A 25,661-nucleotide genomic window follows, 5' to 3' on the forward strand; every position below is an offset into this window, starting at 1 on the left:
AAAAAACTCTTGCATTTTTAGCGGAAAGTTAATATAATTAATCTTGTCGCTAATATAAAAGGTCTAGTGGCGATGGCGGAGAGGTCACACCTGTTCCCATGCCGAACACAGCAGTTAAGTTCTCCAGCGCCGATGGTAGTCGGGTTTATCCCCGTGAGAGTAGGCCGCTGCTAGGCTGTCAATTTTATACTTATAGTAAGTGCTCAATGCATTTACACTATCGCGGGGTGGAGCAAAACCGTAAACTTCTTGGAACTACATCTGAGTAGGTTTTGTGAGGAGTGAAACTTCTCTGAATTCACTTTCAACACGACGAACAGTCGTACACTATTATCGTAGGTGCGCAAAATAACGCATTTACACTATCGCGGGGTGGAGCAGTCTGGTAGCTCGTCGGGCTCATAACCCGAAGGTCGCAAGTTCAAATCTTGCCCCCGCAACCAAATTATTTCAAGTCCCTACGTTGAATAATCTTCTTAGCTAGTTGAAAATCGTGTACTGCAAAGTGCAACCAATTTATTTTCACTTGCAACGTCGATTAAGCATCCTTGCCAGTGAAAGATAGTAGTACTGTAAGGTGCAACCAAATTATTTCAACTAAATTCACTTACATAATTGTTTTGATAAAATGGTCCGGTAGTTCAGTTGGTTAGAATGCCTGCCTGTCACGCAGGAGGTCGCGGGTTCGAGTCCCGTCCGGACCGCCATTATAAATTCGATATAATAAGCCTTAGGTAAATCCTAAGGCTTTTGTTGTGTCTTCATTTAATAGAAATATTTTTAAGGCTAATATATATGAAGTGCACTAACGCTTCGGCATTCGCATTTGTTAGGCATTTTTTTTACTTTGGACAAGTTATTGATATAATGAACTTATCTTTTTACGAACGTAGGAGGCTCGCTATCTATGGATGAATTTACTTTCATCGATTCCATCAAGCAGGAAGTTTATCACCAGCCATCTTTGTTGAAAGGCATTGGTGATGATGCAGCTGTGTTTCGAGCGAATAACCAGGATATTATCACAGCGGTAGATACCATGGTAGAGGGTGTGCATTTTTCCAGGGAGACCATGGACCCTTTCCATGTCGGTTATCGTGCTCTTGCGGTCAATATCAGTGACTTAGCTGCTATGGGGGCCGTTCCTGCCTTTTTTATGGTCTCCATCGTTATTCCCGATGAATGGTCTGCTGCTGAAATTGATGAGGTTTATTCGGGCATGAAACAGCTTGCTAAGGAATATCGGATGGATTTGATTGGCGGCGATACGGTGTCAGGAAAAGAGCTGGTCGTTTCTGTGACGGTATTTGGTCTTGTACCCCCTGGAAAAAGCAGGTATCGCAGTTCGGCTAAACCTGGGGATGTGTTATTTGTGACTGGCACATTGGGAGATGCACAGGCTGGATTGGAGTTATTATTAGGCAAGCATCATTTCGAAGATGAAGCAGCTGCCTATTTTATTGGTCGTCACAGGCAGCCGGAGCCACGTGTGGCGTTTGCTCTTCAGCTTCAGTCACTGGAGCGTGTTGCCCTGAACGATGTCAGTGATGGGATCGCCAGTGAGGCAAATGAGATAGCTGCAGCTTCCGGTGTCGATTTACATATCAATTATGAGGACTTGCCTAAAGTCGAATATTTGGGCAAGCTGGACAAAGCGATTTGTAAACCATGGGTGTTATCAGGAGGAGAAGACTTTGAGCTGCTTGGAACTGCCCCGGAAAAAGATTGGAAGGCCGTTCAACAGGCTGCAGAAGCTTCTGCCACACGCGTAACGAAAATAGGTACGGTATTAGAAACAAACGATGCAGGACCATTTGTATATCTATATGAAAAAAACAAAAAGTCACTGTTGACGAAATCAGGTTATATACATTTACGACAGGATAGGTGATAAGGGTGAAATCTTTTAAAATCACGTCAACTTCTGAGGAACAGACAATGAAGCTGGCCAGAAAGCTTGGCGAGCGGTTACAGGCTGGCGATGTATTGACCCTGGAAGGGGATTTAGGCGCTGGTAAAACCACGTTTACAAAAGGGCTGGGACAAGGACTTGATGTGAAACGGACGATCAACAGTCCGACGTTCACCATAGTAAAAGAATATGAGGGACGGCTTCCTCTTTATCATATTGATGCTTATCGTTTGGAGGATAGCGAAGAGGATATTGGTTTTGAAGAATATTTTCAGGGAGATGGGGTTACGGTAGTGGAATGGGCGCAGTTCATTCAGGAATACTTACCTGAAAGAAGGCTGGATCTCACTATCACATACCTCGATGAGAGCGGTCGATTCATTGAAGGGAAGACAGAGGACGCTTATTTGGAAAAGATATGCGAGGAGCTTTTTTTATGAACGTATTAGCCATGGATACATCTAATGAGATATTAGGAGTCGCTGTAGTAAAAGATGGAGAAACAGCTGGTGAACTGATTACTAATATAAAGAAAAATCATTCTGTTCGATTGATGCCGGCTATCGATCAATTGATGAAGGAAACAGCAATGACTCCTTCTGATTTGGATAGAATAGTTGTAGCAAAAGGACCGGGTTCCTATACCGGTGTTCGAATTGGTCTTACAACAGCCAAATCAATGGGTTGGGCATTGAATATCCCTGTAGTCGGCGTATCAAGCTTAGAAGTATTGGCTTATCAAGGAATGTTTTTCGATGGCTACATCTGTCCTTTCTTTGATGCCAGAAGAGGTTTAGTGTACACGGGTCTATATAATCAGGAGATGCAGCTTGTGAAAGCAGAAACGAATCTGCTGATGATAGACTGGCTGGAAGAGCTTAAAGCAAGTGATAAGCCTGTACTATTTTTAAGTCCGGAAATAGAAAGCCACCAGGAAGCCATAGAAGAGATAATGAACGATAAGGCGGTAATACCTCCTAAGACCTTGCATGTACCTCGTCCAAGTGCTCTGGCATTAGCAGGGAAGGACAAAGAGGCCGGTCCGCTGCACGCCCTGGTACCTAACTATTTGAGAATGGTAGAAGCAGAAGCGAAATGGCTGGAACAACAGGGGAAGAAGTAAGATGGAGAGCGTATCAATCAGGGAAATGAGTGCAGATGATATTGATCAGGTCTTACAGATAGAAGAAGCTTCCTTTGCTATCCCCTGGAAACGGGAAGCATTCGTCGGAGAAATCGAGCAGAATGAATATGCGGAATACTATGTGATTGCAGATGATAACGGCATATTCGGCTATTGTGGATTATGGATGATCATTGATGAAGCGCATATAACCAACATTGCGATTTTGCCGAGCTATCGTGGCAAAGGCTATGGTGCTTTATTGTTTAATCATGTCATCGAACAAGCCGTCAAGAGGGGCGCGATTATGCTATCACTCGAAGTTCGCATTTCTAATACGGGAGCACAGCATATGTATCGTAAATTCGGTTTAGTACCCGGTGGAATCCGGAAGCATTATTACACGGATAACGGAGAGGACGCATTAGTAATGTGGGTGAATTTTCATGATAACAGATAATTATATACTGGCAATTGAAACGAGTTGTGATGAAACAGCTGCTGCAATTGTGAAGAATGGCCGGGAATTGGTGGCGAACGTAGTCGCCTCTCAAATAGAAAGTCATAAGCGTTTCGGTGGAGTTGTTCCGGAAATAGCTTCCCGTCACCATATTGAGCAGATTACAATTATTCTGGAGGAAACATTGTCCCAGGCAGGGATGCAGCTGGATGACATGGATGCCATTGCAGTAACGGAGGGGCCGGGACTTGTCGGTGCCTTGCTTGTCGGTGTGAATACCGCTAAATCACTGGCGTTCGCTAAGGACAAGCCACTGGTTGGTGTCCATCATATTGCCGGACATATCTATGCTAATCGACTAGAGAAAGAGTTCGAGTTCCCATTATTGTCATTAGTGGTTTCCGGCGGACATACAGAATTGATCTTGATGAAAAATCACGGGTCTTTTGAAGTCATCGGGGAAACAAGAGATGACGCTGCCGGTGAGGCTTACGATAAAGTTGCCAGAACGCTGAAGCTTCCTTATCCAGGAGGACCGCATATCGACCGTCTTGCTCAAGAGGGAGAAGAGACCATTGATTTTCCTCGTGCCTGGCTCGAAGAAGGTTCCTACGATTTTAGTTTCAGTGGCCTGAAATCAGCAGTTATCAACAAGCTCCACAATGCCAAGCAAAAAGGGGAAACGTTAGAAGAAAAAAATGTAGCAGCAAGCTTCCAGGCCAGTGTGGTGGATGTGTTATCCACAAAAACTTACCAGGCTGCCAGGAAACACAATGTGAAGCAGGTGATAGTGGCTGGTGGAGTAGCTGCCAACCAGGGGCTTAGAGCCGCATTGAAACGCAAGTTTGAGGGGGAAGATATTGAATTATTGATTCCTCCGTTAAAACTGTGCACAGATAATGCAGCCATGATTGCTGCAGCAGGTGCGGTCGCATATCAACAAGGCCATCGTGCCGGGTGGGATTTGAATGCTGATCCCTCGTTAAGCCTCGAACGCTATGCGAAAAGGTCGCTTAAATAATAGCAAGGAGACTCCCCTCGATACGGGGAGTTTTTTTGTTGTCTTTGAAATTATAAAATTTTGTGATTGTGAATATCTGTTGCAGCAGGCTACATCCAGCTCCGATGCATAGCTTAAGCTTGTCGGGGGTGAGCAAGTTCTCAGAATAATTTGTGTATAACTTCTTGTGGAAAACAAACAAGTTACACACAGATGCATAAATATACTGTGGATAATCATGGTTTATTTCCTGCTCTATAAGATTTGATTATACCTGTGTAATTTGTGGATAATTTCGCTTTGTTCTGTGGATAATGTGAGTAAACCTGTGCAAAAGTATTAAAATAGCTATTTACCTGTGAATAACTATGTGGATGGTGTGAGCTTTTGAAGAGGCTGCATGTATAAAAGAAACGTCTGCTGCTTTGCAGTCGTTTCTTTTGTTATAACTCTATTTTTGATTGGTATTGCCACTATTATCATCGTTGACTAGTTCATGGTTGTCATTGAGTTCACCTCTCATCCTTGTCGTTAGTTTTATTGTAGATAGAGAGGTGAAAGATCAACTGAGACAAATATCACGAAAAAATGGTCTTCATATCTTCTTTATAAGTTAGCCATGAAGTAGTCATAATTAGGCATAAAAAACTGCCATGAGCTGCTCATGGCAGTTTTTATAAAAGTGATCGTTTGCTTTGTATTTTTATGTCTTCGACCAATTGTTTTATTAATTGTCCGGCAGATATTTCTTGACTGAGTGAGGCGCTTTGGCCTGCCCAGAGTGACATGAATTCAGGCCGGTTCCGGTTCCCGGCTGCTTTCCTTATTTCTTTTGTCAATGTATTCATTACTGGGTAGGCGGGAAGGTTGTGTTCATACAGGCGTAAGTAACGAATGAATGCATTTTCGATGCCCCTGGCAGGTTTACCGCTGAAAGCGGTGGTGATAACTGTATCATCACCGTCACTTTTTAGTATCGCTTTTTTATGCGCAGGTTTAGCACCACTTTCCCGTATAGTTAAAAAAGCCGTCCCCATCTGTACGCCTTCAGCTCCAAGCACGGTCGCGGCCAGTATGCCTCGTGCATCCATGATGCCGCCTGCGGCAATGACGGGGAGAGACACGGTATCCACTACTCGTGGAACTAATGACATCGTACCTACGGAGGATTGTTCAAATGAAGCGTCAAATGTCCCTCGATGTCCGCCTGCTTCACTTCCCTGGGCAACCACCATATCCATCCCTGCCTGCTCGTTGAGCACTGCTTCCTTCACTGTTGTAGCAGTACCGATCAAGCGGATGTCATAGGATTTCAAGCGGTGGATAGTGGCTTCAGAAGGTATTCCAAACGTAAAACTGCAAACCGGTATCTCTTCTGCAATGATGACATCGATTTGTTTTTGAAAAGTCCCCGATGAGTGGCTAGCCTTTTTCGTGGGTGGAACCTCCAATTCCCGGTGGAAGGGTTGTAATATCTCATTTGCAGCATCAATCTCGGATTCCATAACACGGACATCCTCCGGTACAAAAATATTTACCCCGAACGGTTTTGCTGTAAGCTGTTTTGTGGAGCGTATCGCTTGCTTCAGGTCTTCTTCACTCATGTATCCGGCACCAATTGTGCCCAATCCCCCTGCATTGGAAACAGCAGCGACCAATTCAGGAGTAGTGACACCCCCTGCCATTCCGGCTTGAATGATAGGGTGATCGATATTTAGTAAGGATCTCACATTATTTTTTTCCCGCATCGTATCTTCCTCCTAGGTAGTGGATGTTCCCTTGTCTTTAGGGAGTTGTACGATTATTTTTGTGCCTTTTCCTGCTGTGCTTTGTACGTTGATTTGCCCGTGATGTGCCTGGACGAGGGCTTTTACGATTGCCAGACCGATACCTGCGCCTCCCGTCTTACGGGCACGTGATTTCTCCGCCCGGTAGAACCGGTCGAATATATATGGGAGATCTTCGGGCTCTATTCCGATGCCATTATCTGCTACTGTGATGTATACATTATCTTCCGTTTCGTTTGCTTTAATAGTAATAGTCCCATTTTCCGGTGTATACCGTACCGCATTGGATACAAGGTTCAACATAATTTGCCAGAACCTGTCTTTATCGCCTTGGAAATAGATCGGCTTTTCCGGTACCTGTAAATCGAGATGAAGGTGCTTTTGTTTCGCGTCTACATAGAAGTGGTCATAGATATATCCTAGTGTTTGATTAGCATTCAATTTTTCATGTTTTAAGGTCATATCAGGATTTTCCGCTTCCAGCAGTTTTTCGAGGTCATTGACCATTCTGACCAGACGCATCAATTCATTATGGGTGTTTGCCAATCGCTCCTGTGTCGGCTGCCAGATGCCGTCCTGAAATGCTTCGATCTGTGTTTTTAAAATGGTGATTGGAGTACGAAGTTCATGGGCAATGTCTGCGGTGAATTGTTTTCTTATTACTTGTTGACTATTTAGCCGGTCAGCCAGTACATTGTAAGCATCGGCTACTTGCTGGATTTCTTCGGTGAGTTTTCCTCTCGTGACCCGAACGGTCATATCATTGTTGCTCAATGCCTGGACGGCATCCTTGACCCGCCGCAAACCTGCCGTCAATTGATTGCTGAACAAAAAACTCAGCCCGAAGGATAGACCGAATATGCCGAGTGCTGAAACAGCAATATATTTATTGATCCTTGTCTTAAATTGGAATTCGCCTCTTTCATAGCCGCGGTGGTAATTGACTTCGATAGTACCTATTTTTTCACCAGCATACGTCAATTCCTTTGTTTCCTGGGTATAATCCATATCCTGGTAATTTTGAGTGTTGTTTTGTTCCGCTTTCAGCGTGGCAATTTCGCGTATAAGATCCGTAGAGTCGAGGACAAGTTCGCCATTGCTGTCATAGATCCGATAGAATAAGCTTTCGGTCATTGCCTGGTAGGGAAGCATCGAAACAACACTTTCACCGGTGATTTTGCCTTGTTGTGCGTATTCATTTTCCAGGAAACTGGTCACTCTGTTTACTTCTGTTGCCCGTTTGTCATCCAAGTAATCACTGAAGCAATCCTCAAAAGCATATTTGAAGGCTCCACTGATAAAAACAACACCGATTAAAGATATAGCAATGAATGCAGTTAAGGTTCTAGCGCGCAGGGTTCGGAACATCTGCTTTCCCTCCAAATCGATACCCGGTACCAAAAACGGTTTGAATATATGTCGGGTGTTTTGTATCTTCCTCGATTTTTTTACGGATGTTTTTGATATGGACATCTATATTTCGTTCATAGCCTTCAAAGTAGCCGGCATCCTGAATCGCCTTCAATAATTCTGCACGCGTGAAGGCATAGCTGGGCCGGTTGGCCATTTGTGTGATCAATTGAAATTCAATCGGTGTCAATGTCACCGGTTCATTATGGATATAAACGAGTTTTTGGGCAGGGCAGATGGCCAATTCTCCGTTATTGAATGACAAAGAATCTTCGACTAAGTGGGAGCCTGTCCTTTTTAAAATTGCCTTCATACGAACGATGACTTCTCTGGGGCTGAAAGGTTTGACAATATAGTCGTCTGCTCCGATTTCGATTCCATGGATCCGGTCATTTTCCTGTCCTTTAGCAGTCACCATCATCATTGGCACGTCAGACGTGTCACGAATTTTTTCGCAGACCGTTTCCCCGCTGAGGTCCGGCAGCATTAGATCTAATACAATGAAATGAGGGTGGACATGATGAAACTGCTCTAAGGCCTCCTGTCCATTTTCAGCTAAATAAACATCATAGCCCTCTTTCTGCATATAAGCTTCTAAAACTTCCAGTATCATAGGCTCATCATCGACAATAAGCACCTTTAGCATAACCAACACTCCTGTTCTATTACATACCTTAAGCTTACCATAGGAGGTATTAGTAATTGGAAACTATTTTTCAAAAGATAATAGGAAAAAAGGAAGAAACGGGTAAAAAAATAGCTTTGCTGATTTTAACAATCAGCAAAGCTATTACAAATATTCATTCCGTATGAAGTTCTTCCCATTCTTCCATCAATTGCTCCAGCCGCGTGTTCAATTGTTCATTGGCTGACGTCAATTCTAATGATTTTTCATGATCCTGATAGATATCAGGATCGCATAGAAGTTCCTCGTTGTTTTCAATACCAGCTTCAATTTCCGCAATTTCAGTTTCGATCTCTTCAATCCGCCGCTGCCGTTTCCGTGCTTCGCGCTTTTCAGCCTTGTCCTGATGGAAGGTTGTTTTATTGTCTGGAACGGGCTGTGTTTCTTGCTGACGCTCCTGGGTTTCCAGCTGTTCCAGCTCATATTCCTCTTGTTTTTTACTTTTATAATAATCGTAATCACCAAGGAACATCCGGGAATCCTGTGGTGTCATTTCAAAAATCTGGGTGGCGATTTTATTAATAAAATAACGGTCGTGGGAGACGAACAGGATCGTTCCCGGGAAGTCTACCAGTGCCGCTTCCAATACTTCTTTACTGTCCAAGTCAAGATGGTTGGTCGGCTCATCCAGAATCAGCAGATTGGCTTCCTGCATCATCAGTTTAGCCAGGGCAAGACGGGCTTTTTGGCCGCCACTTAAGGAAGATACAGGCTTTAAGATATCTTCACCAGTAAATAAGAAGTTTCCGAGAATCGTCCGGATATCTTTTTCATTTTTCGTCGGATAATCATCCCAGAGTTCATTCAGGACGGTTTTAGTAGAATTCAGTTTTGTTTGTTCCTGGTCATAATAACCTACTTGAACATTCGTACCGATTTGTATCGTCCCCTGATGAACTTTCAAGTCGCCTATAATCGTTTTAAGGAGTGTCGTTTTGCCGACCCCATTCGGTCCGACAAGAGCAATGCTGTCACCGCGATTAACGTCCAGATTGACTTGTTCGAATACATTGTCGCTGCTTTCCCGATAACGGAAAGCAAGGTCACGGATACGGAGCACATCATTCCCGCTTTGTCTTGAAATGCGGAAGGAGAACTTGGCCGAATGATTATCGTCTTTTGGTTTATCGACACGCTCCATCTTTTCCAATTGCTTCCTTCTGCTTTGCGCCCGCTTACTGGTCGTGGCTCGTACAATATTTTTCTGAATAAAATCTTCCATTCGTTTGATTTCTGCCTGCTGTTTTTCGTAATGCTTCATTTCCAGCTCGAAATCTGCTTCTTTCTTTTTTAAATAATCACTATAATTGCCATGATACTTCTTCGACGATTGAAAGGCGATTTCGTAAACAGTCGTCACGATTTTATCCAAAAAGTAGCGGTCGTGCGAGACGATAACCACAGCACCCTGATAGCCCTGGAGGTAGGTTTCCAGCCAGCTTAGTGTATCGATGTCGAGATGGTTGGTCGGCTCGTCCAAAATAAGGACATCCGGTTTCGACAACAGCAGTTTACCGAGCGCTAACCGGGTTTTTTGGCCACCGCTCAATGTATTGATCGGTGTAGCGAGATCGAAGTCATGGAAATTCAAACCGTTCAATACAGCTTTGATATCTGCTTCGTAATGATACCCGCCTTCGATCTTGAATGTCTCCTGTTTGCTGTCATATTCCTTCAGCAGCTGCTGGTATTGTTTATCATCCGCAATCAAATCTGGATCAGCCATGCGGCTTTCCATAGAACGAAGCTCCTGCTCAAGCTTCTTCAGGTGGCTGAAGACCTTCTCCATTTCATCCCAGATTGTTTGATCGGATTCCAGTCCAGTGTTCTGGGCAAGATAGCCGATCGAGACATCTTTCGGTTGAAACACCTCGCCGCCGTCATGGTTCAGCTCGCCGGCCATGATTTTTAATAAAGTGGATTTACCGGCTCCATTTCGCCCGACAATCGCGATCCTGTCATTCGTTTGTACTTCTATTTTAATATTCGATAGAATGAGTTCAGCACCAAATCGTTTTTCAATTTGATTCATTTGCATCAGAATCATGTTTGTTCACCTCAATGAATCAAGTGTATCTCACATCAAAGTGAGCAGGCAAGAAGCATGATGGATGATTGTGAAAAACTTAACGACTATCTTTTGCATTTTTGGTAAAATACAGTTAATGTAAAGTACACACAAAGGTATGATTCTGCTTCAAAGGAGGCTTTACTTTGTCAGAGTTCACTCACTTCAATGAACAGGGAAGGGCACGGATGGTAGATATTTCAGAAAAGGATGTCACCGTCAGGACGGCAACCGCTGTTACCAGTGTCCAGGTCAACCATGAAATATATCGAAAAATCACTAATCAGGAGATTGCCAAAGGGGATGTACTGTCTGTCGCGCAGGTTGCCGGCATCATGGCAGCTAAAAAAACTCCCGACTGGATTCCGATGTGTCATCCTTTGCAGTTAAAAGGAGTAGATATCAACTTTGATTGGAAGCAAGAAGGGGAAGATGACTATCATTTGATGATTGATGCTTCTGTAAAAACTAAAGGAAGCACCGGCGTCGAAATGGAAGCGCTCACGGCGGCTCAAGCGACGGCACTGACGGTGTATGATATGTGTAAAGCCGTCGATAAAGGGATGGTCATCGGTCCTGCGTATTTAATGGAGAAAACAGGCGGGAAAAGCGGGGACTTCCAGAGAGAAAGCAAGGAGTGAATGAAATGGATATCGAGCAACATAAAATACCACAAGCTACAGCAAAGCGTCTGCCATTATATTACCGGTTCATCAATAACCTCCATAGTCAGGGAAAACAACGGGTTTCCTCTAAGGAGCTCAGTGAGGCGGTTAAAGTAGATTCTGCAACCATCCGTCGTGATTTCTCTTACTTCGGAGCACTTGGCAAAAAGGGCTATGGTTACAATGTCGAGTATTTGCTTTCTTTTTTCCGAAAGACACTCGACCAGGATGAGATCACGAAAGTGGCCTTAATAGGGGTCGGTAATCTCGGTACAGCATTCTTACATTATAATTTTATGAAAAACAACAATACCAAAATCGAGTATGCTTTCGATACCAATGCTGAAAAAATAGGTACAGAAATTGGCGGGGTCCCCGTCAAACATATCGATGATCTCGAGGATATCGTAAAAGGGGATATCACGGCTGCAATACTTACCGTTCCATCGTCCGCTGCCCAGGGGATAACCGACCGGCTGGTGAAGTCGGGAGTTTCCGGGATTCTCAATTTTACACCAGCGCGAATTACCGTGCCGGATCATATCCGTGTCCACCATATCGACTTGTCCATTGAACTGCAGGCCCTAGTGTATTTCCTGAAACACTATCCGTTGGAAGAGAATACGGAACAAGAAGAATAGAAGGATGACCGTAATGGTCGTCCTTTTTTGTTTAAGCAATGAGCAAAACGTGTATAGCTTTGTGGAAAGAATTCGTGCATGGAGTTATGCTATAGTAGATAATAATTCGGGTTTCGAAATAGATTGACAGGAGGGGAGCAGTATGGGTAATTTACCTTCCAAATGGCTGGTAGTCGTTTCTGTACTCTTTGGAACATTCACCGTCATATTGAATAATAGCATGCTGAATCCGACGCTTCCCCGTTTTATGGAAATCTTTGATGCGAGCGCCGTAGATGTCGGTTGGATGCTGACGATTTTCATGGTATCTATGGGGATGACAATGCCGCTGACCGGATATTTTGGGGACCGGTTCGGTAAAAAGAAAGTGTATTTGACAGGGTTGAGTATCTTTATCATTGGTTCCATTTCCGGATCTTTATCCCCGTCTTTAGGGATGATCATTCTTTCTCGTGCAATACAGGGAATGGCTGGGGGCTTGATGATGCCAATTGCCATGGCCTTAATATTCAACGCCTTTCCCCGGAATGAACGTGGACTTGCGGTAGGAATCTACGGAATTTCAGTGATGGTTGCCCCGGCCATTGGTCCGACAATCGGGGGAGTCATCATCCAATATTTTGCCTGGCCCTGGTTGTTTTTGTTCAATATTCCGTTTGGCTTGCTCGGAATCATATTGTCCAGCAAGTACCTGAAGCCGACCAAGACTAAGCCGGATTTGAAATTCGATGCGGTTGGATTTGTTATCGTAACAGCAGGGATCGGCGCTATCCTTTATGCCCTTGGCAGGGGAAGGACGCTGGAATTATTGATGTCTCCGCTTAATATGGTGCTGATTGTCGGTGGTATCCTTGCACTTATAGCCTTTGTTTTCTATGAGAACCGGCAGGAGCAGCCATTATTGAACCTGTCCGTTTTCAAGGTACCGACTTACTCGATATCGATTCTGGTAACATCAGCGGCTTCCATTGGGCTGTTTTCTGGTATTTTCCTATTGCCTTTATTAATTCAGAATGTCTATGGTTTAGGGGCAATAAAAACAGGTCTGTTATTCCTGCCGGCAGCGGCTGCCAGTGGTCTGTTCATGTCGCTTGGAGGGAGGCTGCTGGATAAAAAAGGCCCTAAATTTGTTGTGCCACCTGGATTGGCAATCATGGCAGCAGCAACGCTCGGGTTGAGCTTTTTAAGTCTGGATACACCTTTCTGGTGGATTTTGCTACTGAATACGATCAGAGGAATGGGCATGGGAATGGGAAATATGCCCGCAACAACGTCGGGGATGAATGCTATTCCGGAGCACCTTGTCGCCCAGGGGTCTGCGATGAATAATATCCTTCGACAGATATCTTCGTCTTTAGGAATCGTCTTTTTCTCCATTTATTATGAAGTAAGACGAGCTGCTATCGAAGCTTCTACCAGTCTGGATACACAAGCTGCCACGTTGCAGACATTGAATGAAGCTTTTCTGGTATCTGCGATTATCCTGATTATTGCGGTTCCGTTCTCTTTCATATTAAAAGGGGTAGAGAGTGACAATAAGGAAAAACAAACAAGCAACTGATGCTGCGACTCAGCGGGAAGCTGAGTCGCAGTGTCTTATTTTGTCCACTCATGATTTAAAAGTCCATAAAGGTGCATGTCATAGGCCTGACCGTCCCGGAGGATGAACTCCCGGTGCGTACCTTCATTTTTAAAGCCGAGCTTTTCATACATCTGAATCGCCGGGATATTATAGGAAAACACCGTCAGCTGAAGGCGGTGGAGGCTGCATTCATAGAAAGCGAAATCGATCAGCAGCTGCATGGCTTCTGCACCGTAACCTTTACCCTGGTGTTCATCCTCACCGATGGCGATGCTGACCCAGCCATTCCGGTGGATCCATAAAATACTTTCCAATTCTACATATCCAATGAAAACATCGTTTTCATCACGAATCGCAAACGTATATTGATTGTTGGATTCATTGGATTCATCCAGCCAGGATTCTAAATGTTCGACTGTTCTCGGAGCGGCAGGAAGGGCGTCGAACCTTCTTGAGAAGTCAGAGTTACCATACCAGGAAGCGATGGCCGGCAGATCGGATTTTGTCACTTGGGTCAAACGCACCCGTTCTCCTTGCAATAATGTTTTCATGTTTATGTATCCCCCTTTTACACAGAAAGAGACCTGGTGTGACAGGCCTCTTATGACTGATCATTTCTTATTTGTATTTTTGAGCCTGAAATGAAGATTGAATAATCGAATCGAAACGGCAAAATCAAACGTGGCAAGAATGGCCAGGAAAATCGTAATGAAATTCCATATCGTATCTTCGACAGTTTGAGCCGCTATATAGGTAAAGACAACCCCCATTATAAAATAAAGGAAGGCCATGAATAGCGGTGATGTTCTCATATAAAGAAGCCTCCAATAATGGTTTGTAGCTGATCGAATTGCTCTTGCATCCGCCTGAAATCCTCTTCCGATAAACTGTATTGCCCCAGTACGACCACCGTGTTCATGGCCATGTGGGCAATGATCGGGGTAATGATGCTTTTCGTTTTCACGTACAAGTAGGCGAACACGATTCCCATCGCTGTATATACCACCATATGCGTGAAATCGAAATGGGATGCGGCGAATGCCAGCGCTGAAACAAGAACAGCGACAATGAAATTTGTCCGTTTATAAATCGTACCGAAAATGATTTTTCGGAAAATGATTTCTTCTAATATCGGAGCGAACAGAACCATGACAATGATGAACACCGGTGATATCCGGGCAAACTCCATCAAGTTCTGTGTGTTTTCCGATCCTGGCTTGATGCCGAGGAGAAAGGTTTCAATCAGTATCGCAATCATTTGGGCGAAGTAAGCAAGAAAAACACCGAGGAAAGACCATAAGGCGATATTTCCTGCACTTGACCGTTCCCGTTGCTCCGATGCTTGTTTCATATCCGGCTTCAGCATGAATACAATGAGGAGAGTGGCGACGAAAAAGCTGAACACGGCCCAGCTGGTAATCGCAATTTCCTTTTCCATGCCGACCATCATTAATAAGGGAACACCGATAACGGATGACAACTGTGCTGCAATGTATATAGCAATGATAAACCAATATCTCGATGGCAAGGTCGAACGACTCCTTTGTATACATTTTACATTTTTCAATCACTCTCCGTATTTTAACATAGTTTGAAAATACAGCGTAACGATTAGGATTTACACGACATTTTTCACCAATCTTTTTCGAAAAAATTTACAGATCTCACTTGCAAAATAAAAATGAATTGATTATTATAATAATTGTGTTAGCACTCATTGATGTCGAGTGCTAATAAACCATAATTCAAGAATAGAATCACATTGAGGAGGGTGTCCGAATTGTTAAAGCCACTTGGTGATCGTATTGTGATTGAAATTGTAAAACAGGAAGAAAAAACTGCAAGCGGAATCGTTCTTCCAGACTCTGCGAAGGAAAAGCCGCAAGAAGGTAAAGTAGTCGCAGTAGGAACTGGACGAGTTACCGATAATGGTGAAAAGGTAGCGCTTGAAGTAGCTCAAGGCGACCATGTCATCTATTCTAAATTTGCAGGTACAGAAGTGAAATATGAAGGCAAAGAATACTTAGTGATTCGCGAAAGCGACGTATTGGCTGTCATTCAGTAATTCCTTAGTTTCAAATAAATACGTACAGTTACAAGTTTGATAAGGAGGGCATTTTCATGGCTAAAGAGATTAAATTTAATGAAGAAGCACGCCGCGCGATGCTTCGTGGTGTAGATTCACTTGCTAATGCTGTCAAAGTGACACTTGGACCAAAAGGACGTAACGTCGTTCTTGAGAAGAAGTTCGGTTCTCCATTGATCACGAATGATGGTGTTACTATCGCTAAAGAAATCGAACTGGAAGATCATTTCGAAAACATGGGTGCACAGCTCGTTTCCGAAGTAGCTTCTAAAACAAACGATGTCGCTGGTGATGGTACAACCACTGCAACTGTCCTGGCACAGGCAATGATTCGTGAAGGGTTGAAAAACGTAGCATCCGGTGCTAACCCGGTTGGCGTACGCCGCGGTATTGAAAAAGCGGTAAACGTTGCTACAGAAGAACTTCGCAGCATCTCAAAGCCGATCGAAGGCAGAGAGTCTATCGCACAAGTTGCTTCCATCTCTGCTGGTGACAACGAAGTAGGTCACTTGATCGCAGAAGCAATGGAGCGCGTGGGTAACGATGGTGTCATCACAATCGAAGAATCCAAAGGGTTCAATACCGAACTTGAAGTAGTAGAAGGTATGCAGTTCGACCGTGGATACGCTTCTCCATACATGGTTACTGACCAGGATAAAATGGAAGCTGTTCTCGAAGACCCTTACATTTTGATTACTGATAAGAAAATCGGAAATATCCAGGAAGTATTGCCTGTACTTGAGCAAGTCGTACAACAAGGCAAGCCGCTTCTAATGATCGCGGAAGACGTTGAAGGTGAAGCTCTTGCAACACTAGTTGTAAACAAACTTCGCGGTACATTCAACGCAGTAGCTGTCAAAGCTCCAGGGTTTGGTGACCGTCGTAAAGCAATGCTTGAAGACATCGCTACATTGACTGGTGCTGAAGTTGTAACAGAAGACCTTGGTCTTGAGCTTAAGAACACTGGCATCGAGCAATTGGGCCGTGCTTCCAAAGTGGTAGTTACAAAAGAAAACACTACAATCGTCGAAGGTGCAGGAAACGCTGAGCAAATCGCTTCCCGCGTCACTCAAATCCGTGCACAGGCAGAAGAAACTACTTCTGAATTCGATAAAGAAAAATTACAAGAGCGTCTTGCTAAACTCTCTGGCGGCGTAGCTGTTATCAAAGTCGGTGCTGCTACGGAGACAGAATTGAAAGAGCGCAAGCTTCGTATCGAAGATGCCTTGAACTCTACTCGTGCTGCAGTCCAGGAAGGTATCGTAGCCGGTGGTGGTACTGCATTTGCTAACATTTACGATAAAGTAGCGAGCCTTGATCTAACTGGCGACGAAGCTACCGGTGCGAAAATTGTCGTACGTGCCCTCGAAGAGCCAGTACGACAAATCGCACACAACGCCGGCCTTGAAGGTTCCATCATCGTAGAGCGCCTGAAAGGTGAAAAAGTCGGTATCGGATACAACGCTGCAACTGGCGAGTGGGTCAACATGGTAGAAGCAGGTATCGTAGACCCAACAAAAGTCACACGTTCCGCACTACAAAACGCAGCTTCCGTAGCAGCTATGTTCTTGACTACAGAAGCAGTCGTCGCTGATCTTCCAGAAGAAGACAACAACGGCGGTGGCGGCATGCCAGACATGGGTGGCATGGGCGGAATGGGCGGCATGATGTAATCATACCCCCATAACCCTTGATATCAAGGATTTAGCTTCACCCCTAAAGTCAAAATGACATACTTTTGACATACCTTGCAGGGAAAACACTATAAATCTAATGAGCCTCTCATAAGTTCACTGAACTTTTGGGAGGCTTTTTCTTCCATGTTTTCAGTAATGTGCGCGTATATATTCATAGTTGTGTTTATATCTCCATGACCTAATCGTTGTTGAATCTCCTTAACACCTACTCCTGCTTCAATTAATAGGGAAGTGTGGGTGTGCCGTAAGGAGTGAGGGGTAAGTTCCTTATCGATACCACTAATTTTTAACAAACGTCTCATATGAGTGTTTGCGGTCTTTAAGAATTCAGGGTATCCAAGATTCTGAACTTCCTTAGCAAAAACAAAATCCAGTTGAGTATATTCGTTCTTCATTTTTTCGATGAGATCATCCTGATGTTCTTTATGTTTTTCGAGGACCTGAATGACTCCGGCGTCCATTTTTAGTGTTCTGATTGATCCTTTAGTTTTAGGGGTCAATAATTGATATTCTTTTGTACTATTGTTGGGGTTGTAATAAGTTTTGGTTACTCTTAGGGTTTTTTTATCCATATCTATATCCGACCATTTTAATGCGATAAGCTCACCTACTCGTAATCCACTATAAGCAAGTGTCAAAAACATGGGGTAGTCTTTATCGATGCCACTTTCCTTTGCAGCATTAAGAAAACGAATAAGTTCTTCTTTTTCCATGAATTTAATTTCACCGTTACTGCTCTCTACCTCCTCAACGGTTTCCACTTTGCGTGGAATTTTTGCAAAGTCGCTAGGACTGTCCTTAATTATGTTAAATTCCACAGCTTTCCTAAAAACCATTCTACCTGTTGCATGAATGCCGTCCAAAGTATTAAATGCGTAGCCTTTATTATGCAACGAAGTAAGCATGGCTTGATACTGTTTACGCGTGATATCTTTTATTTTCTTATTGCCAAAAAATCTATTTAAGTGATCCAAGTTTTGCTGGCGGTTTCTCACAGAACTAATTTTGGCGGTTTCACGATAAGTTTTAATCCACTCTAAAGTAAATTCTTGAAAGGTAATATTCTGTTCTTGAACATATGTGTTTTCATATACTTCCTTTTCTACTTCAACTGCAGCCATCTGAGCTTCCTTTTTAGTCTTAAATCCTCCTTTAGATGTGAATTTCTTTCTCCCAGTGGATGGATCTATACCGGTATATATTTGAAAGTACCATTTACTCCCTCTTTTTCGGAAATTAGCCATATTTATCCCTCCTTTTTCATGTTAAAGAATTGAGATTTAAAAGATGGTACAATTCGACTCTTAATTTTTTCTAAGCGTTCTATACAAACGTTCTTTGGAATCATAAAATCACGTGACAACTGGTCAATAATTGCTGGGTTAGCAATGTTATATTCATTAATCATATGGGTGGGAAGTGAGGCATAAAGAGTAAAGTGCCTAGCGTCTCTTTCCTGAAGTTCGTAAAAAGGATGAGGCATGGTAGATTGGCGCCCTGCATGCCTTACCGCGTGGCAAAGCTCATGGAAAAATTGCTCTCGTTGTTGTATATATGGCAGGCGACTATCCAATACAATTTCTTGAAACTTCCCCACTTTCATGTAACTAGCTTGAGTAGGTCTACAAGTCACCAAGATTTGTGACTCTGATCCAATGCTGTAAACATTTAAATCCTTCGGCTCTTTAAATTTGTGTTTTTTATACCACTGAGTTATTAGGTCTTCTAGAATTGTCGTTGTGTAGTAAGGAAACCTCAAACTAATCACCTTCCTTACAAGCATTATACGAACGTATGTTCTATTAATCAATATTTAATTACACTAAATGGTTTGAAATGAAGCGTAAAGGTAATTTAGATTTCTTGTTCTGTAAAAGCCTGAAGTATAGGAATTTATCTCCAGAACCATAATGAAATTAAGATTTATATTTTTGGAGAGTGATAGAAAATGTACCTATCAGAAGCATGAATAGACTAGTTCTTGACTGGGCGGAGGATGTTCGCTTGGAATATTAAGTTGGTCTGAGTCTTCTTCATATCATCAATCTCAAATAAATCTGCCAATCTTTTATAAAGCAACACAGTGAAAAGACCAAACACCTGGATAAAACACAGTTGTCTGGTCTTTTTTAATTATAAATTTTTTGCGATTTGCTCATAATCGTGTTTGCTTATTTCTCCTTTTACATATCGCAGCTTCAAGATTTCCAATGGATTATCATCGTTTTCCTTTGATTCTTTCTTAAAGGCAAGTAAGAGATCCACCACAATTTTCTTTGCCATCTTGATGAGTTTGAACAAATCTCCTGTCTTCACCAGGTAATAAAAAACAATTGCTGATAAAACGAAGTTTAGCATGTTTTCTACCACCTTTTTTAAGAACGGATTGTGGTGATGATTGATTGATATTGTTCATTCGTAATTTCGCCTCTTGCATATCTTAACTTCACAAGCTCTTCTGCTTCAGAGTTAGAGTGAAATAGTGCCGGCTCTTGATTAACCGCTCCATTTGCCGTCTGCTTCTTCTTAAATACGACATAAGCTGCAATTGCAAGCAATGCGAAGAGCAAGATCCAAGTCAGGTCCGGCCCTGCCATCCAGCCTCCGTTACCGAAACCGTGCGGTGACATTCCACCCAAATTGCCAAATCCTCCAAAATTACCTGGTCCCATATATCCTTGCATCATTTGCAAGACCTCCTAACTATAATAAGTTTTTAATTTTGGTATATTCTTCTGATGTGATTTCCCCGGAAGCATAACGCATGTCCAATGATTTTCTGGCTTCTGCACCCAGATCTTTGTTATCGTGAGCATTCACGTTTCCAAGTACCCTTTGCAGGTCGCCGGTTGAGTAAAAGTAAATCCCGATTCCAAAGAGTAACAGTAGTAAAAGCATGTGTGTCCCCTCCTAATAGGATTAATCAAAACAATTAATAATTGTTCATCATACCTTGAAAGTTATTACTGTTGGATGATCCTCCTGTACCATGCATCCCTTTATAAAATTCCTCGAGTTCTTTATTGGATAAATCAGGGTGCATCTGCTCCATATAGGGTTTCATCTGTCCGAAGTTGATGTTTTGCTCGTTCATGAATTGCTGCATGTCTTCAAAGTCACCTTTTTGCATGACTTCATTCATTTGATCTACGCTTACCCCAAGGTCTCCCATTAAGTTCCCCATGTCACCAAAATTGAATTCCCGATTCTCCGTTCCTACGCCCGGATTATCAGTTGTGTCATTCGCTGAAGCAGTATAGATACCGGTAATGCCAGTGCCAATCAATCCTAATGCCAACGCTCCTGCAATCAATGTTTTACTCATATTCAATCTCTCCTTTAATTTGTCATTTTTATGATAAGTTTTTCTTGATTTGCTCAAATTCTTCGACCGAAATCTCCCCCTTGGAGAGACGGTCTTTTACAATGTCGAGAGCTTCTGAATCTCCTGAAGATCGTCGTGCGACAAAAGCTGGTTGTCCACTTCCATTTTGATTGACTTGTGTGTAAATGAGAAATGCAATGAAAAGGAACAAGATGATCATCATGGTTGATTCACCTCCTTCACTTGTGTTGTGTTCCTTATACTTATACTATAAGGGGTATATGTGGAGAAAGTATGAAGTGAGATTATTTGTTGATTGTTTCCTTGATTTGGTTAAATTCTTCTTTTGTAATCTCTCCTTTTGCGAGTTTTTCCTTTAGTAAGGGCAACATCTTAGTATCGTTATTCCTATTGGTATTTCCGGCAGCATGATTCTTTCGTTTCATTAAATAGAATAGGATGCCGAAGATCAAGATGCCAAGGAATAATCCGATAAAACCACAATTCTCCACGCCATTACTATATCCCGGTCCTAACATGTCATTTTCCCTCCTTACCAGTTGTTGTAATTTCTATATTCTCAATATAAAAAAGAATCATGTAGAAAGTATGGAGGGGGGGAGGAGTCATACAAGGGAGAGTAGGAGGATTATTCCAGCTATCTGATTTTCAGTCTTCTTATATCCGTGCATGAAAATCATTCCGCTTTTACGGAGCTGTTTGCAAATGATTTTTATAATCTTTTATCCATTATCCAATGACGGGTAAAAAAATACTGATCCGGTAAAGTACCGATCAGTATTTTATATTCTTTAATTGCATTCCGTTTTGTTAAAGGAAAAGAGTATAAGAAAAAAACTGCTTGTCGCCAGGTCCTAACGGCGGAAGCCAAGTTTTTCAAATCTGCAATTTTATTTGATTTTCGACCAAATAAGCCACACTAGGAAGATGATACCGAAGATAATCAGGGAAACCCAAATCATTTGCCCAAACCAGAATGACATATGATGGAACATCATTTGTCTTCCCATCATCATGCCCATCGAATTAGGCGGGAACCAAATCATTTGCACAACAAATATAAGAAAAAATATTCCCAACAAAACCAAAAGGGTGAGTATAATTATAGGCCATAGTCGTTTCATATTATCACCTTATTCCGCTTTATATCCGATGCCCCAAACTGTTTTGAGATGAGTCTTGTCAAATCCTGCTTTCTGCAATTTTTCCCTTAGATTCTTGACATGGGAGTCGACTGTCCTGTCCTCTCCAATGAAGTCGAGGCCCCAAATATGTTCGACCAGCTGTTCTCTTGATAAAGCCTTCCCTCGGTGGTGGATGAGAATGTCAAGAAGGTCGTACTCTGTTTGTGTAAGGTTGATTTTCTGACTATCATAGATTACTTCACGAGCTGAAATATCCAAAATGAGCCCGTTGTATCTGATGATTTCATCTTTAGATGATGAAGGTTTTGTTCGTCTGAGTAACGCCTCGATTCTTGCCATTAATTCTGCTTCCTCAAACGGTTTGACAAGGTAATCATCTGCTCCTGTTGAAAACCCGTTCACCTTATCCTCGGTGGAACCCTTAGCTGTCAGGAAGATGATTGGTAGATCGGATATTTTTCTCACTTCTTCGATTGTCTGCCATCCGTCCATATGAGGCATCATGATATCCAGAATCATCAAATCATAATCGTCTTTTCTAATCTTTTCAAGGGCTTGATATCCATCCTCTGCTTCACTCGTTTCATAATTTTGCATCAGGTATAATCGTAATAATTGTCTCATTTCCATTTCGTCATCTACAATTAAGATTTTTCTCATCTCTTATTCTCCTATTTCCTCTATTTTAGCTTTTTTCAAGATCACTCTAAAAACGGACCCCGCATTTACCTTGCTCGTTACATGGACTGTTCCATCATGAGATTCGATTATCTTTTTTGAAACATACAGTCCCAGGCCTGTTCCACCGGATTTTCTCGTTCTGGATTGCTCGACCCGATAAAATCTATCCCATATTTTAGGGAGGTCCTTTTCAGGAATGCCGATTCCGGTATCCTCTATTTCAATTGCGATGAAATCTTCTTTGGCAAAAGCCCGAATTGACATCTTACCTTCATTGGAATATTTGATTCCGTTTTCTATCAAATTGTAAAATACTTGTTCCATTCTCTTCACATCGATTTCCACTGGTGGCAAGTCAGGTTGAAAGTCAAGAATGACACTGATATTCTTTTTGGTTGCTGCAGGTTTCAAGTTGTTCACGACTTTTTCTATCACTGTCTGAATATCAGCAATTTCCTTATTCAATTCAAATTCTCCAACCTGCAGCTTGCTCATTTCGAATAGATCATTCACCATGAATGTGATCCGTTGTACCTCTTTTTTAATAATATCCAGATAAACTTTCTGATCCTCTTTGTCTATATTGCCTTTGCCTAAAATATCGCTGTAGCCTTTGATATAGGTAAGTGGAGTTCTAAGTTCATGGGAAACAGCTGCGAGAAAGTCATTTCGACTGTCTTCAAAATATTGCAACTGATCACCAAGTGTCTGAATTGATTGGCTGAGCTCTGCAATCTCATCTTTACTATTGACTGTAAAATGTTGTTTGTATTCCCCTTTAGCCATTTTCTCTGTGGCCTTTTTCATTAACTTTAGAGGCCTTGTTATCCGTTTTGATGCCAGACCAATCAGTCCGAATGCCAACAAAAGGATACCAATCCCTGTAAGGATAAGTAGTACACTTAAGACAAATACAATTTCTCTTAAGTTGCTTGAAGGATAATACATATAGACATATCCTGTTCCATCTCCAATTGTAGATGCAGAAACCAAATAGGGTTCGTTATACCAATCATCTACAAGAGTACTATCGCCTGGCGGTAAAGATTTATCAAGGATACTTGCTTTCATTTCATTGGTAGGTACGCTTGAAGAGCCGAGGATTTTTTGATTGGCATCTGTAATCAACACCTCCGTTGCCACGCCTTTTTCCATTTCCGTCACATGATTGATTGCTGACTCTGTGAACTGTTCGTTTAATATTCGTGCGTGGTTGTTTCCTCTTAACACTAAATCCTGTTTAATGTAATCAATCAGGACATTTGTAAATGCACCATACAAAATTACTCCCAAAATGATTAACAAGGTGATAAATAAGGAACTGAACAACAATCCAAGTTTAAAAGAAATACTTTTGAATTTTATCAAAGTGTCTCACCAACTGTCTTCTCGTAAATTGTTAACTTGTTGTATGCATTATACAGGATGTCTATCCTATCTTTTCATAAAAAAATTGAGAAAGTGTGAAGAAGGAGTAATTAATGAACCTGTTTTTATCCACTATGCTACAGGATGTTCTCATTTCATAAATAAGTTTGAGGTATTGTAGGAAATAATAAATGAGGAAATGAACTTTGTTGGAACAAGGTTACAATAACTATTATTTCTAAAGTTTTGTTTATACATAACGGGGTAAGTGTATAATACGTGAATGTAATAATAAATAAAAAGAGGTGGATATTATGGAATTTGATTTCACACGAGAAACATCTAAAACTGTTGATGAAGTTATTACTTCTCTAGAGGATTCCTTACAAGAAGAGAAGTTCGGGGTGCTTTGGAACTTTGATTTAACTGAGAAATTGCAGGAAAAAGGGATGGGATTTAATACTCCATACAAAGTCTTAGAGGTTTGCAATCCAAAAGAAGCGGATCGCGTCCTTCAGGAGAACAAAATGGTCGGGTATTTTCTACCATGTAAAATAGTTGTATACGAAGATGAAGGAAAGGTGAAGGTAGGCATGCCTAAACCGACAACTTTAATAGGATTAGCTGATGATAAAAAATTAGCTGAAATTGCCACTGATGTAGAACAACGTTTACAAACATCCATTGAAAAAGCCATTTAATTAAAAATTTTCATATATAAAGAGCCGCTCAGTCAAAAGAGTGGCTCTTTATATAGGAAAAAATTTAAAAAACTCCGCACATTTTACAATTTATTTTAATCTCAAGCATCTTTCAGGGAGTAATTACTGCATGTGAAGTTAATTGACTTTAATTGATTCATCTTGCGTCTGAGGAAGAGTGGGTAATGAAAGTAGAGGAGCGCTCCCTTTTTTTGGTCGTAAATATCCTACGTGGAACTTTATTAACTCCAACATAACAACTAAATGAACTGAAATGTAACCGTCAACGTTAAGTAGTATGTGGCGACGAGTAATACCATAAGATGCTTTTCTGCATTTTTATCTAGATTTAATGGATGCATCATCACCCTTCTCGATTGCAGTGGAGAACAATGTGGTGGCATACGTCTGATAGTATCTTTTTGCTAAGGATTTACGTACTAGCACGAGCCAAAATGGAAGGAATAAAAGGCTGACACCGATGGATAGGACAGCTTTCCCTATCTCTACCGGAGAGAAAGGATGGTAAGTACTATATATTAAATACCCATTTAGCGTTATCGACAGCATTGTAAGGGAAACCCCTATGGGTTTTATCCCAACCATATTCCTCCAGAAACCATAGTTTAGATAATTTTGGTGTAAGGCAGGATAGGCGCTGGTATTCTTTGAATGAACCGTCACCTTAGTTATCTCTGTGGTGGCAGGATTTGACCGCAACTCCCCCTGTGTTGTGTGTAGTTCAGAAGGAAGAGGAAGGTTCTTTGCTTTCGTAGAATGAAGTTTGCCGTACCGATGAAAAGTAGTTGAAGAAAAATTACTATGTATTGGAAACAACTTATTTTCCAGCCTGTAACCAATAATTCTTGTGAGGGCCATTAAGGTAACCCATATTAAAGCAAGACCAGGTATGATCCAATTACTGAACTTAAAGTGGTGAATTTCGGATGGCCATATTAGGACGGTTACCAGGAGAGGGGCCATTCCGATTAAGGCAGGGAGTGAACTCAATTCTAATCTGCTATAAGGGTCTAGCTTTTTGTCGTACATTAGGCACACCTCTTATCTATAAGAGAACTGAAATACACACATATTTTAACATACATGGAAGGAAGAAGGGGGATTATCCTTGATGATCCTTCCCCGACCTTTAAAGGGATACTATTTCAGGTAGATAGCGATACTGTCCTCTCACATTCAAAAAACTCGATACTTTCTTCATAATTTATGGGTATACTAGTAGTTATCTCTTATTAATACAAGGGAGATTCTTAACAGTATTTATAACATAAGTAATAAAACAG

General features: G+C 42.0%; 29 protein-coding genes, 2 tRNA genes and 1 rRNA gene. 14 read left to right on the forward strand and 18 right to left on the reverse strand.

Annotation, left to right across the window (positions count from 1 at the left end; translation table 11 throughout):
• Positions 1-62 precede the first annotated feature (62 nt).
• The 8 genes from rrf to tsaD all read left to right on the forward strand — a co-directional run bounded on the left by rrf (position 63) and on the right by tsaD (position 4,516).
• Positions 63-176: ribosomal RNA gene (gene rrf / locus P855_RS0116155) — 5S ribosomal RNA — on the forward strand.
• Positions 177-366: 190 nt separating this feature from the next.
• Positions 367-443 (forward strand) — tRNA-Met (locus P855_RS0116160).
• Between the two features lie 187 nt (positions 444-630).
• A tRNA-Asp gene (locus P855_RS0116165) sits at positions 631-707 on the forward strand.
• Between the two features lie 200 nt (positions 708-907).
• Positions 908-1,891 (forward strand): thiamine-phosphate kinase, encoded by a 984-nt coding sequence (thiL, locus tag P855_RS0116170; RefSeq protein ID WP_028784545.1) that lies wholly within the window; start codon positions 908-910, stop codon positions 1,889-1,891.
• 5 nt (positions 1,892-1,896) lie between these two features.
• Positions 1,897-2,352: a tRNA (adenosine(37)-N6)-threonylcarbamoyltransferase complex ATPase subunit type 1 TsaE gene (gene tsaE / locus P855_RS0116175; RefSeq protein WP_028784546.1), complete on the forward strand. Its 456-nt coding sequence runs from the start codon at positions 1,897-1,899 to the stop codon at positions 2,350-2,352.
• On the forward strand, positions 2,349-3,035 hold the full coding sequence (gene tsaB / locus P855_RS0116180) for a tRNA (adenosine(37)-N6)-threonylcarbamoyltransferase complex dimerization subunit type 1 TsaB (protein WP_028784547.1): 687 nt from the start codon (positions 2,349-2,351) through the stop codon (positions 3,033-3,035). Before tsaE ends, tsaB begins: the two co-directional genes overlap by 4 nt.
• Position 3,036: 1 nt before the next feature.
• Positions 3,037-3,495: a ribosomal protein S18-alanine N-acetyltransferase gene (rimI, locus tag P855_RS0116185; protein WP_028784548.1), complete on the forward strand. Its 459-nt coding sequence runs from the start codon at positions 3,037-3,039 to the stop codon at positions 3,493-3,495.
• On the forward strand, positions 3,482-4,516 hold the full coding sequence (tsaD, locus tag P855_RS0116190) for a tRNA (adenosine(37)-N6)-threonylcarbamoyltransferase complex transferase subunit TsaD (protein WP_028784549.1): 1,035 nt from the start codon (positions 3,482-3,484) through the stop codon (positions 4,514-4,516). The genes rimI and tsaD overlap by 14 nt, the downstream gene beginning before the upstream one ends.
• 653 nt (positions 4,517-5,169) lie before the next feature.
• Here tsaD and P855_RS0116195 read toward each other — a convergent pair.
• The 4 genes from P855_RS0116195 to P855_RS0116215 all read right to left on the reverse strand — a co-directional run bounded on the left by P855_RS0116195 (position 5,170) and on the right by P855_RS0116215 (position 10,424).
• The gene (locus tag P855_RS0116195; protein WP_028784550.1) at positions 5,170-6,243 is read right to left on the reverse strand and encodes an NAD(P)H-dependent flavin oxidoreductase; all 1,074 of its coding nucleotides are present in this window, start codon (positions 6,241-6,243) and stop codon (positions 5,170-5,172) included.
• Positions 6,244-6,255: 12 nt separating this feature from the next.
• Positions 6,256-7,650, reverse strand: a complete 1,395-nt coding sequence (locus P855_RS0116200) for a sensor histidine kinase (protein WP_028784551.1) — start codon at positions 7,648-7,650, stop codon at positions 6,256-6,258.
• Positions 7,628-8,338, reverse strand: a complete 711-nt coding sequence (locus P855_RS0116205; RefSeq protein WP_028784552.1) for a response regulator transcription factor — start codon at positions 8,336-8,338, stop codon at positions 7,628-7,630. The genes P855_RS0116200 and P855_RS0116205 overlap by 23 nt, the downstream gene beginning before the upstream one ends.
• Before the next feature lie 154 nt (positions 8,339-8,492).
• Entirely contained in the window at positions 8,493-10,424 is a 1,932-nt protein-coding gene (locus tag P855_RS0116215; protein WP_028784553.1) for an ABC-F family ATP-binding cassette domain-containing protein, read from the reverse strand.
• A gap of 167 nt (positions 10,425-10,591) precedes the next feature.
• On the opposite strand from P855_RS0116215, the gene moaC reads away from it, so the two are divergent.
• The 3 genes from moaC (at position 10,592) to P855_RS0116230 (ending at position 13,312) form a co-directional block, all read left to right on the forward strand.
• Positions 10,592-11,086 carry a cyclic pyranopterin monophosphate synthase MoaC gene (gene moaC, locus P855_RS0116220; protein WP_028784554.1) on the forward strand — a complete coding sequence of 165 codons (495 nt, stop codon included), beginning with the start codon at positions 10,592-10,594 and terminating at the stop codon, positions 11,084-11,086.
• A 5-nt stretch (positions 11,087-11,091) separates the two neighbouring features.
• Positions 11,092-11,751 (forward strand): redox-sensing transcriptional repressor Rex, encoded by a 660-nt coding sequence (locus P855_RS0116225; RefSeq protein ID WP_028784555.1) that lies wholly within the window; start codon positions 11,092-11,094, stop codon positions 11,749-11,751.
• Between the two features lie 142 nt (positions 11,752-11,893).
• Positions 11,894-13,312 carry an MDR family MFS transporter gene (locus P855_RS0116230; RefSeq protein WP_028784556.1) on the forward strand — a complete coding sequence of 473 codons (1,419 nt, stop codon included), beginning with the start codon at positions 11,894-11,896 and terminating at the stop codon, positions 13,310-13,312.
• A gap of 35 nt (positions 13,313-13,347) precedes the next feature.
• Here P855_RS0116230 and P855_RS0116235 read toward each other — a convergent pair whose 3' ends face one another.
• Genes P855_RS0116235 through P855_RS0116245 form a run of 3 tightly spaced genes read right to left on the reverse strand, consistent with a single transcriptional unit; the run spans position 13,348 to position 14,861 of the window.
• Positions 13,348-13,884 (reverse strand): GNAT family N-acetyltransferase, encoded by a 537-nt coding sequence (locus P855_RS0116235; protein WP_037986369.1) that lies wholly within the window; start codon positions 13,882-13,884, stop codon positions 13,348-13,350.
• A 60-nt stretch (positions 13,885-13,944) separates the two neighbouring features.
• Positions 13,945-14,145 (reverse strand): YdiK family protein, encoded by a 201-nt coding sequence (locus P855_RS0116240; RefSeq protein WP_028784558.1) that lies wholly within the window; start codon positions 14,143-14,145, stop codon positions 13,945-13,947.
• On the reverse strand, positions 14,142-14,861 hold the full coding sequence (locus P855_RS0116245) for a CPBP family intramembrane glutamic endopeptidase (protein ID WP_037986372.1): 720 nt from the start codon (positions 14,859-14,861) through the stop codon (positions 14,142-14,144). The genes P855_RS0116240 and P855_RS0116245 overlap by 4 nt, the downstream gene beginning before the upstream one ends.
• Before the next feature lie 252 nt (positions 14,862-15,113).
• Between P855_RS0116245 and groES the strand changes: the two genes are divergently transcribed.
• Both groES and groL read left to right on the forward strand, forming a co-directional pair.
• Positions 15,114-15,398 (forward strand): co-chaperone GroES, encoded by a 285-nt coding sequence (groES, locus tag P855_RS0116250; protein ID WP_028784560.1) that lies wholly within the window; start codon positions 15,114-15,116, stop codon positions 15,396-15,398.
• 56 nt (positions 15,399-15,454) lie between these two features.
• Entirely contained in the window at positions 15,455-17,092 is a 1,638-nt protein-coding gene (gene groL, locus P855_RS0116255; protein ID WP_028784561.1) for a chaperonin GroEL, read from the forward strand.
• 89 nt (positions 17,093-17,181) lie between these two features.
• Here groL and P855_RS0116260 read toward each other — a convergent pair whose 3' ends face one another.
• The 10 genes from P855_RS0116260 to P855_RS0116310 all read right to left on the reverse strand — a co-directional run bounded on the left by P855_RS0116260 (position 17,182) and on the right by P855_RS0116310 (position 23,656).
• Positions 17,182-18,360, reverse strand: a complete 1,179-nt coding sequence (locus P855_RS0116260) for a tyrosine-type recombinase/integrase (protein ID WP_028784562.1) — start codon at positions 18,358-18,360, stop codon at positions 17,182-17,184.
• A gap of 2 nt (positions 18,361-18,362) precedes the next feature.
• Positions 18,363-18,875 (reverse strand): ImmA/IrrE family metallo-endopeptidase, encoded by a 513-nt coding sequence (locus P855_RS0116265; protein WP_028784563.1) that lies wholly within the window; start codon positions 18,873-18,875, stop codon positions 18,363-18,365.
• 374 nt (positions 18,876-19,249) lie between these two features.
• On the reverse strand, positions 19,250-19,474 hold the full coding sequence (locus tag P855_RS0116270; protein ID WP_028784564.1) for a hypothetical protein: 225 nt from the start codon (positions 19,472-19,474) through the stop codon (positions 19,250-19,252).
• Between the two features lie 17 nt (positions 19,475-19,491).
• Positions 19,492-19,803 (reverse strand): hypothetical protein, encoded by a 312-nt coding sequence (locus P855_RS0116275; RefSeq protein WP_028784565.1) that lies wholly within the window; start codon positions 19,801-19,803, stop codon positions 19,492-19,494.
• A gap of 16 nt (positions 19,804-19,819) precedes the next feature.
• Positions 19,820-20,014: an SHOCT domain-containing protein gene (locus P855_RS0116280; RefSeq protein ID WP_028784566.1), complete on the reverse strand. Its 195-nt coding sequence runs from the start codon at positions 20,012-20,014 to the stop codon at positions 19,820-19,822.
• 34 nt (positions 20,015-20,048) lie between these two features.
• Entirely contained in the window at positions 20,049-20,441 is a 393-nt protein-coding gene (locus P855_RS0116285; RefSeq protein WP_028784567.1) for a hypothetical protein, read from the reverse strand.
• 28 nt (positions 20,442-20,469) lie between these two features.
• Positions 20,470-20,664 carry an SHOCT domain-containing protein gene (locus tag P855_RS21180; protein WP_051353281.1) on the reverse strand — a complete coding sequence of 65 codons (195 nt, stop codon included), beginning with the start codon at positions 20,662-20,664 and terminating at the stop codon, positions 20,470-20,472.
• Positions 20,665-20,746: 82 nt separating this feature from the next.
• Positions 20,747-20,980 carry an SHOCT domain-containing protein gene (locus tag P855_RS0116295; RefSeq protein ID WP_037986375.1) on the reverse strand — a complete coding sequence of 78 codons (234 nt, stop codon included), beginning with the start codon at positions 20,978-20,980 and terminating at the stop codon, positions 20,747-20,749.
• Positions 20,981-21,595: 615 nt separating this feature from the next.
• Positions 21,596-22,267, reverse strand: coding sequence for a response regulator transcription factor (locus P855_RS0116305; RefSeq protein ID WP_028784570.1), 672 nt, complete (start codon positions 22,265-22,267; stop codon positions 21,596-21,598).
• A gap of 3 nt (positions 22,268-22,270) precedes the next feature.
• Positions 22,271-23,656, reverse strand: coding sequence for a sensor histidine kinase (locus P855_RS0116310; RefSeq protein ID WP_028784571.1), 1,386 nt, complete (start codon positions 23,654-23,656; stop codon positions 22,271-22,273).
• 314 nt (positions 23,657-23,970) lie between these two features.
• On the opposite strand from P855_RS0116310, the gene P855_RS0116315 reads away from it, so the two are divergent.
• Positions 23,971-24,357 (forward strand): DUF302 domain-containing protein, encoded by a 387-nt coding sequence (locus tag P855_RS0116315; protein WP_028784572.1) that lies wholly within the window; start codon positions 23,971-23,973, stop codon positions 24,355-24,357.
• A gap of 339 nt (positions 24,358-24,696) precedes the next feature.
• Here P855_RS0116315 and P855_RS0116320 read toward each other — a convergent pair whose 3' ends face one another.
• Complete coding sequence (locus tag P855_RS0116320; RefSeq protein WP_028784573.1) at positions 24,697-25,407, reverse strand: hypothetical protein; 711 nt, start codon at positions 25,405-25,407, stop codon at positions 24,697-24,699.
• Positions 25,408-25,661: the final 254 nt, after the last annotated feature.

It is taken from the genome of Thalassobacillus devorans MSP14 (assembly GCF_000496835.1).
Taxonomy (GTDB): Bacteria; Bacillota; Bacilli; order Bacillales; family Halobacillaceae; genus Thalassobacillus; species Thalassobacillus devorans_B.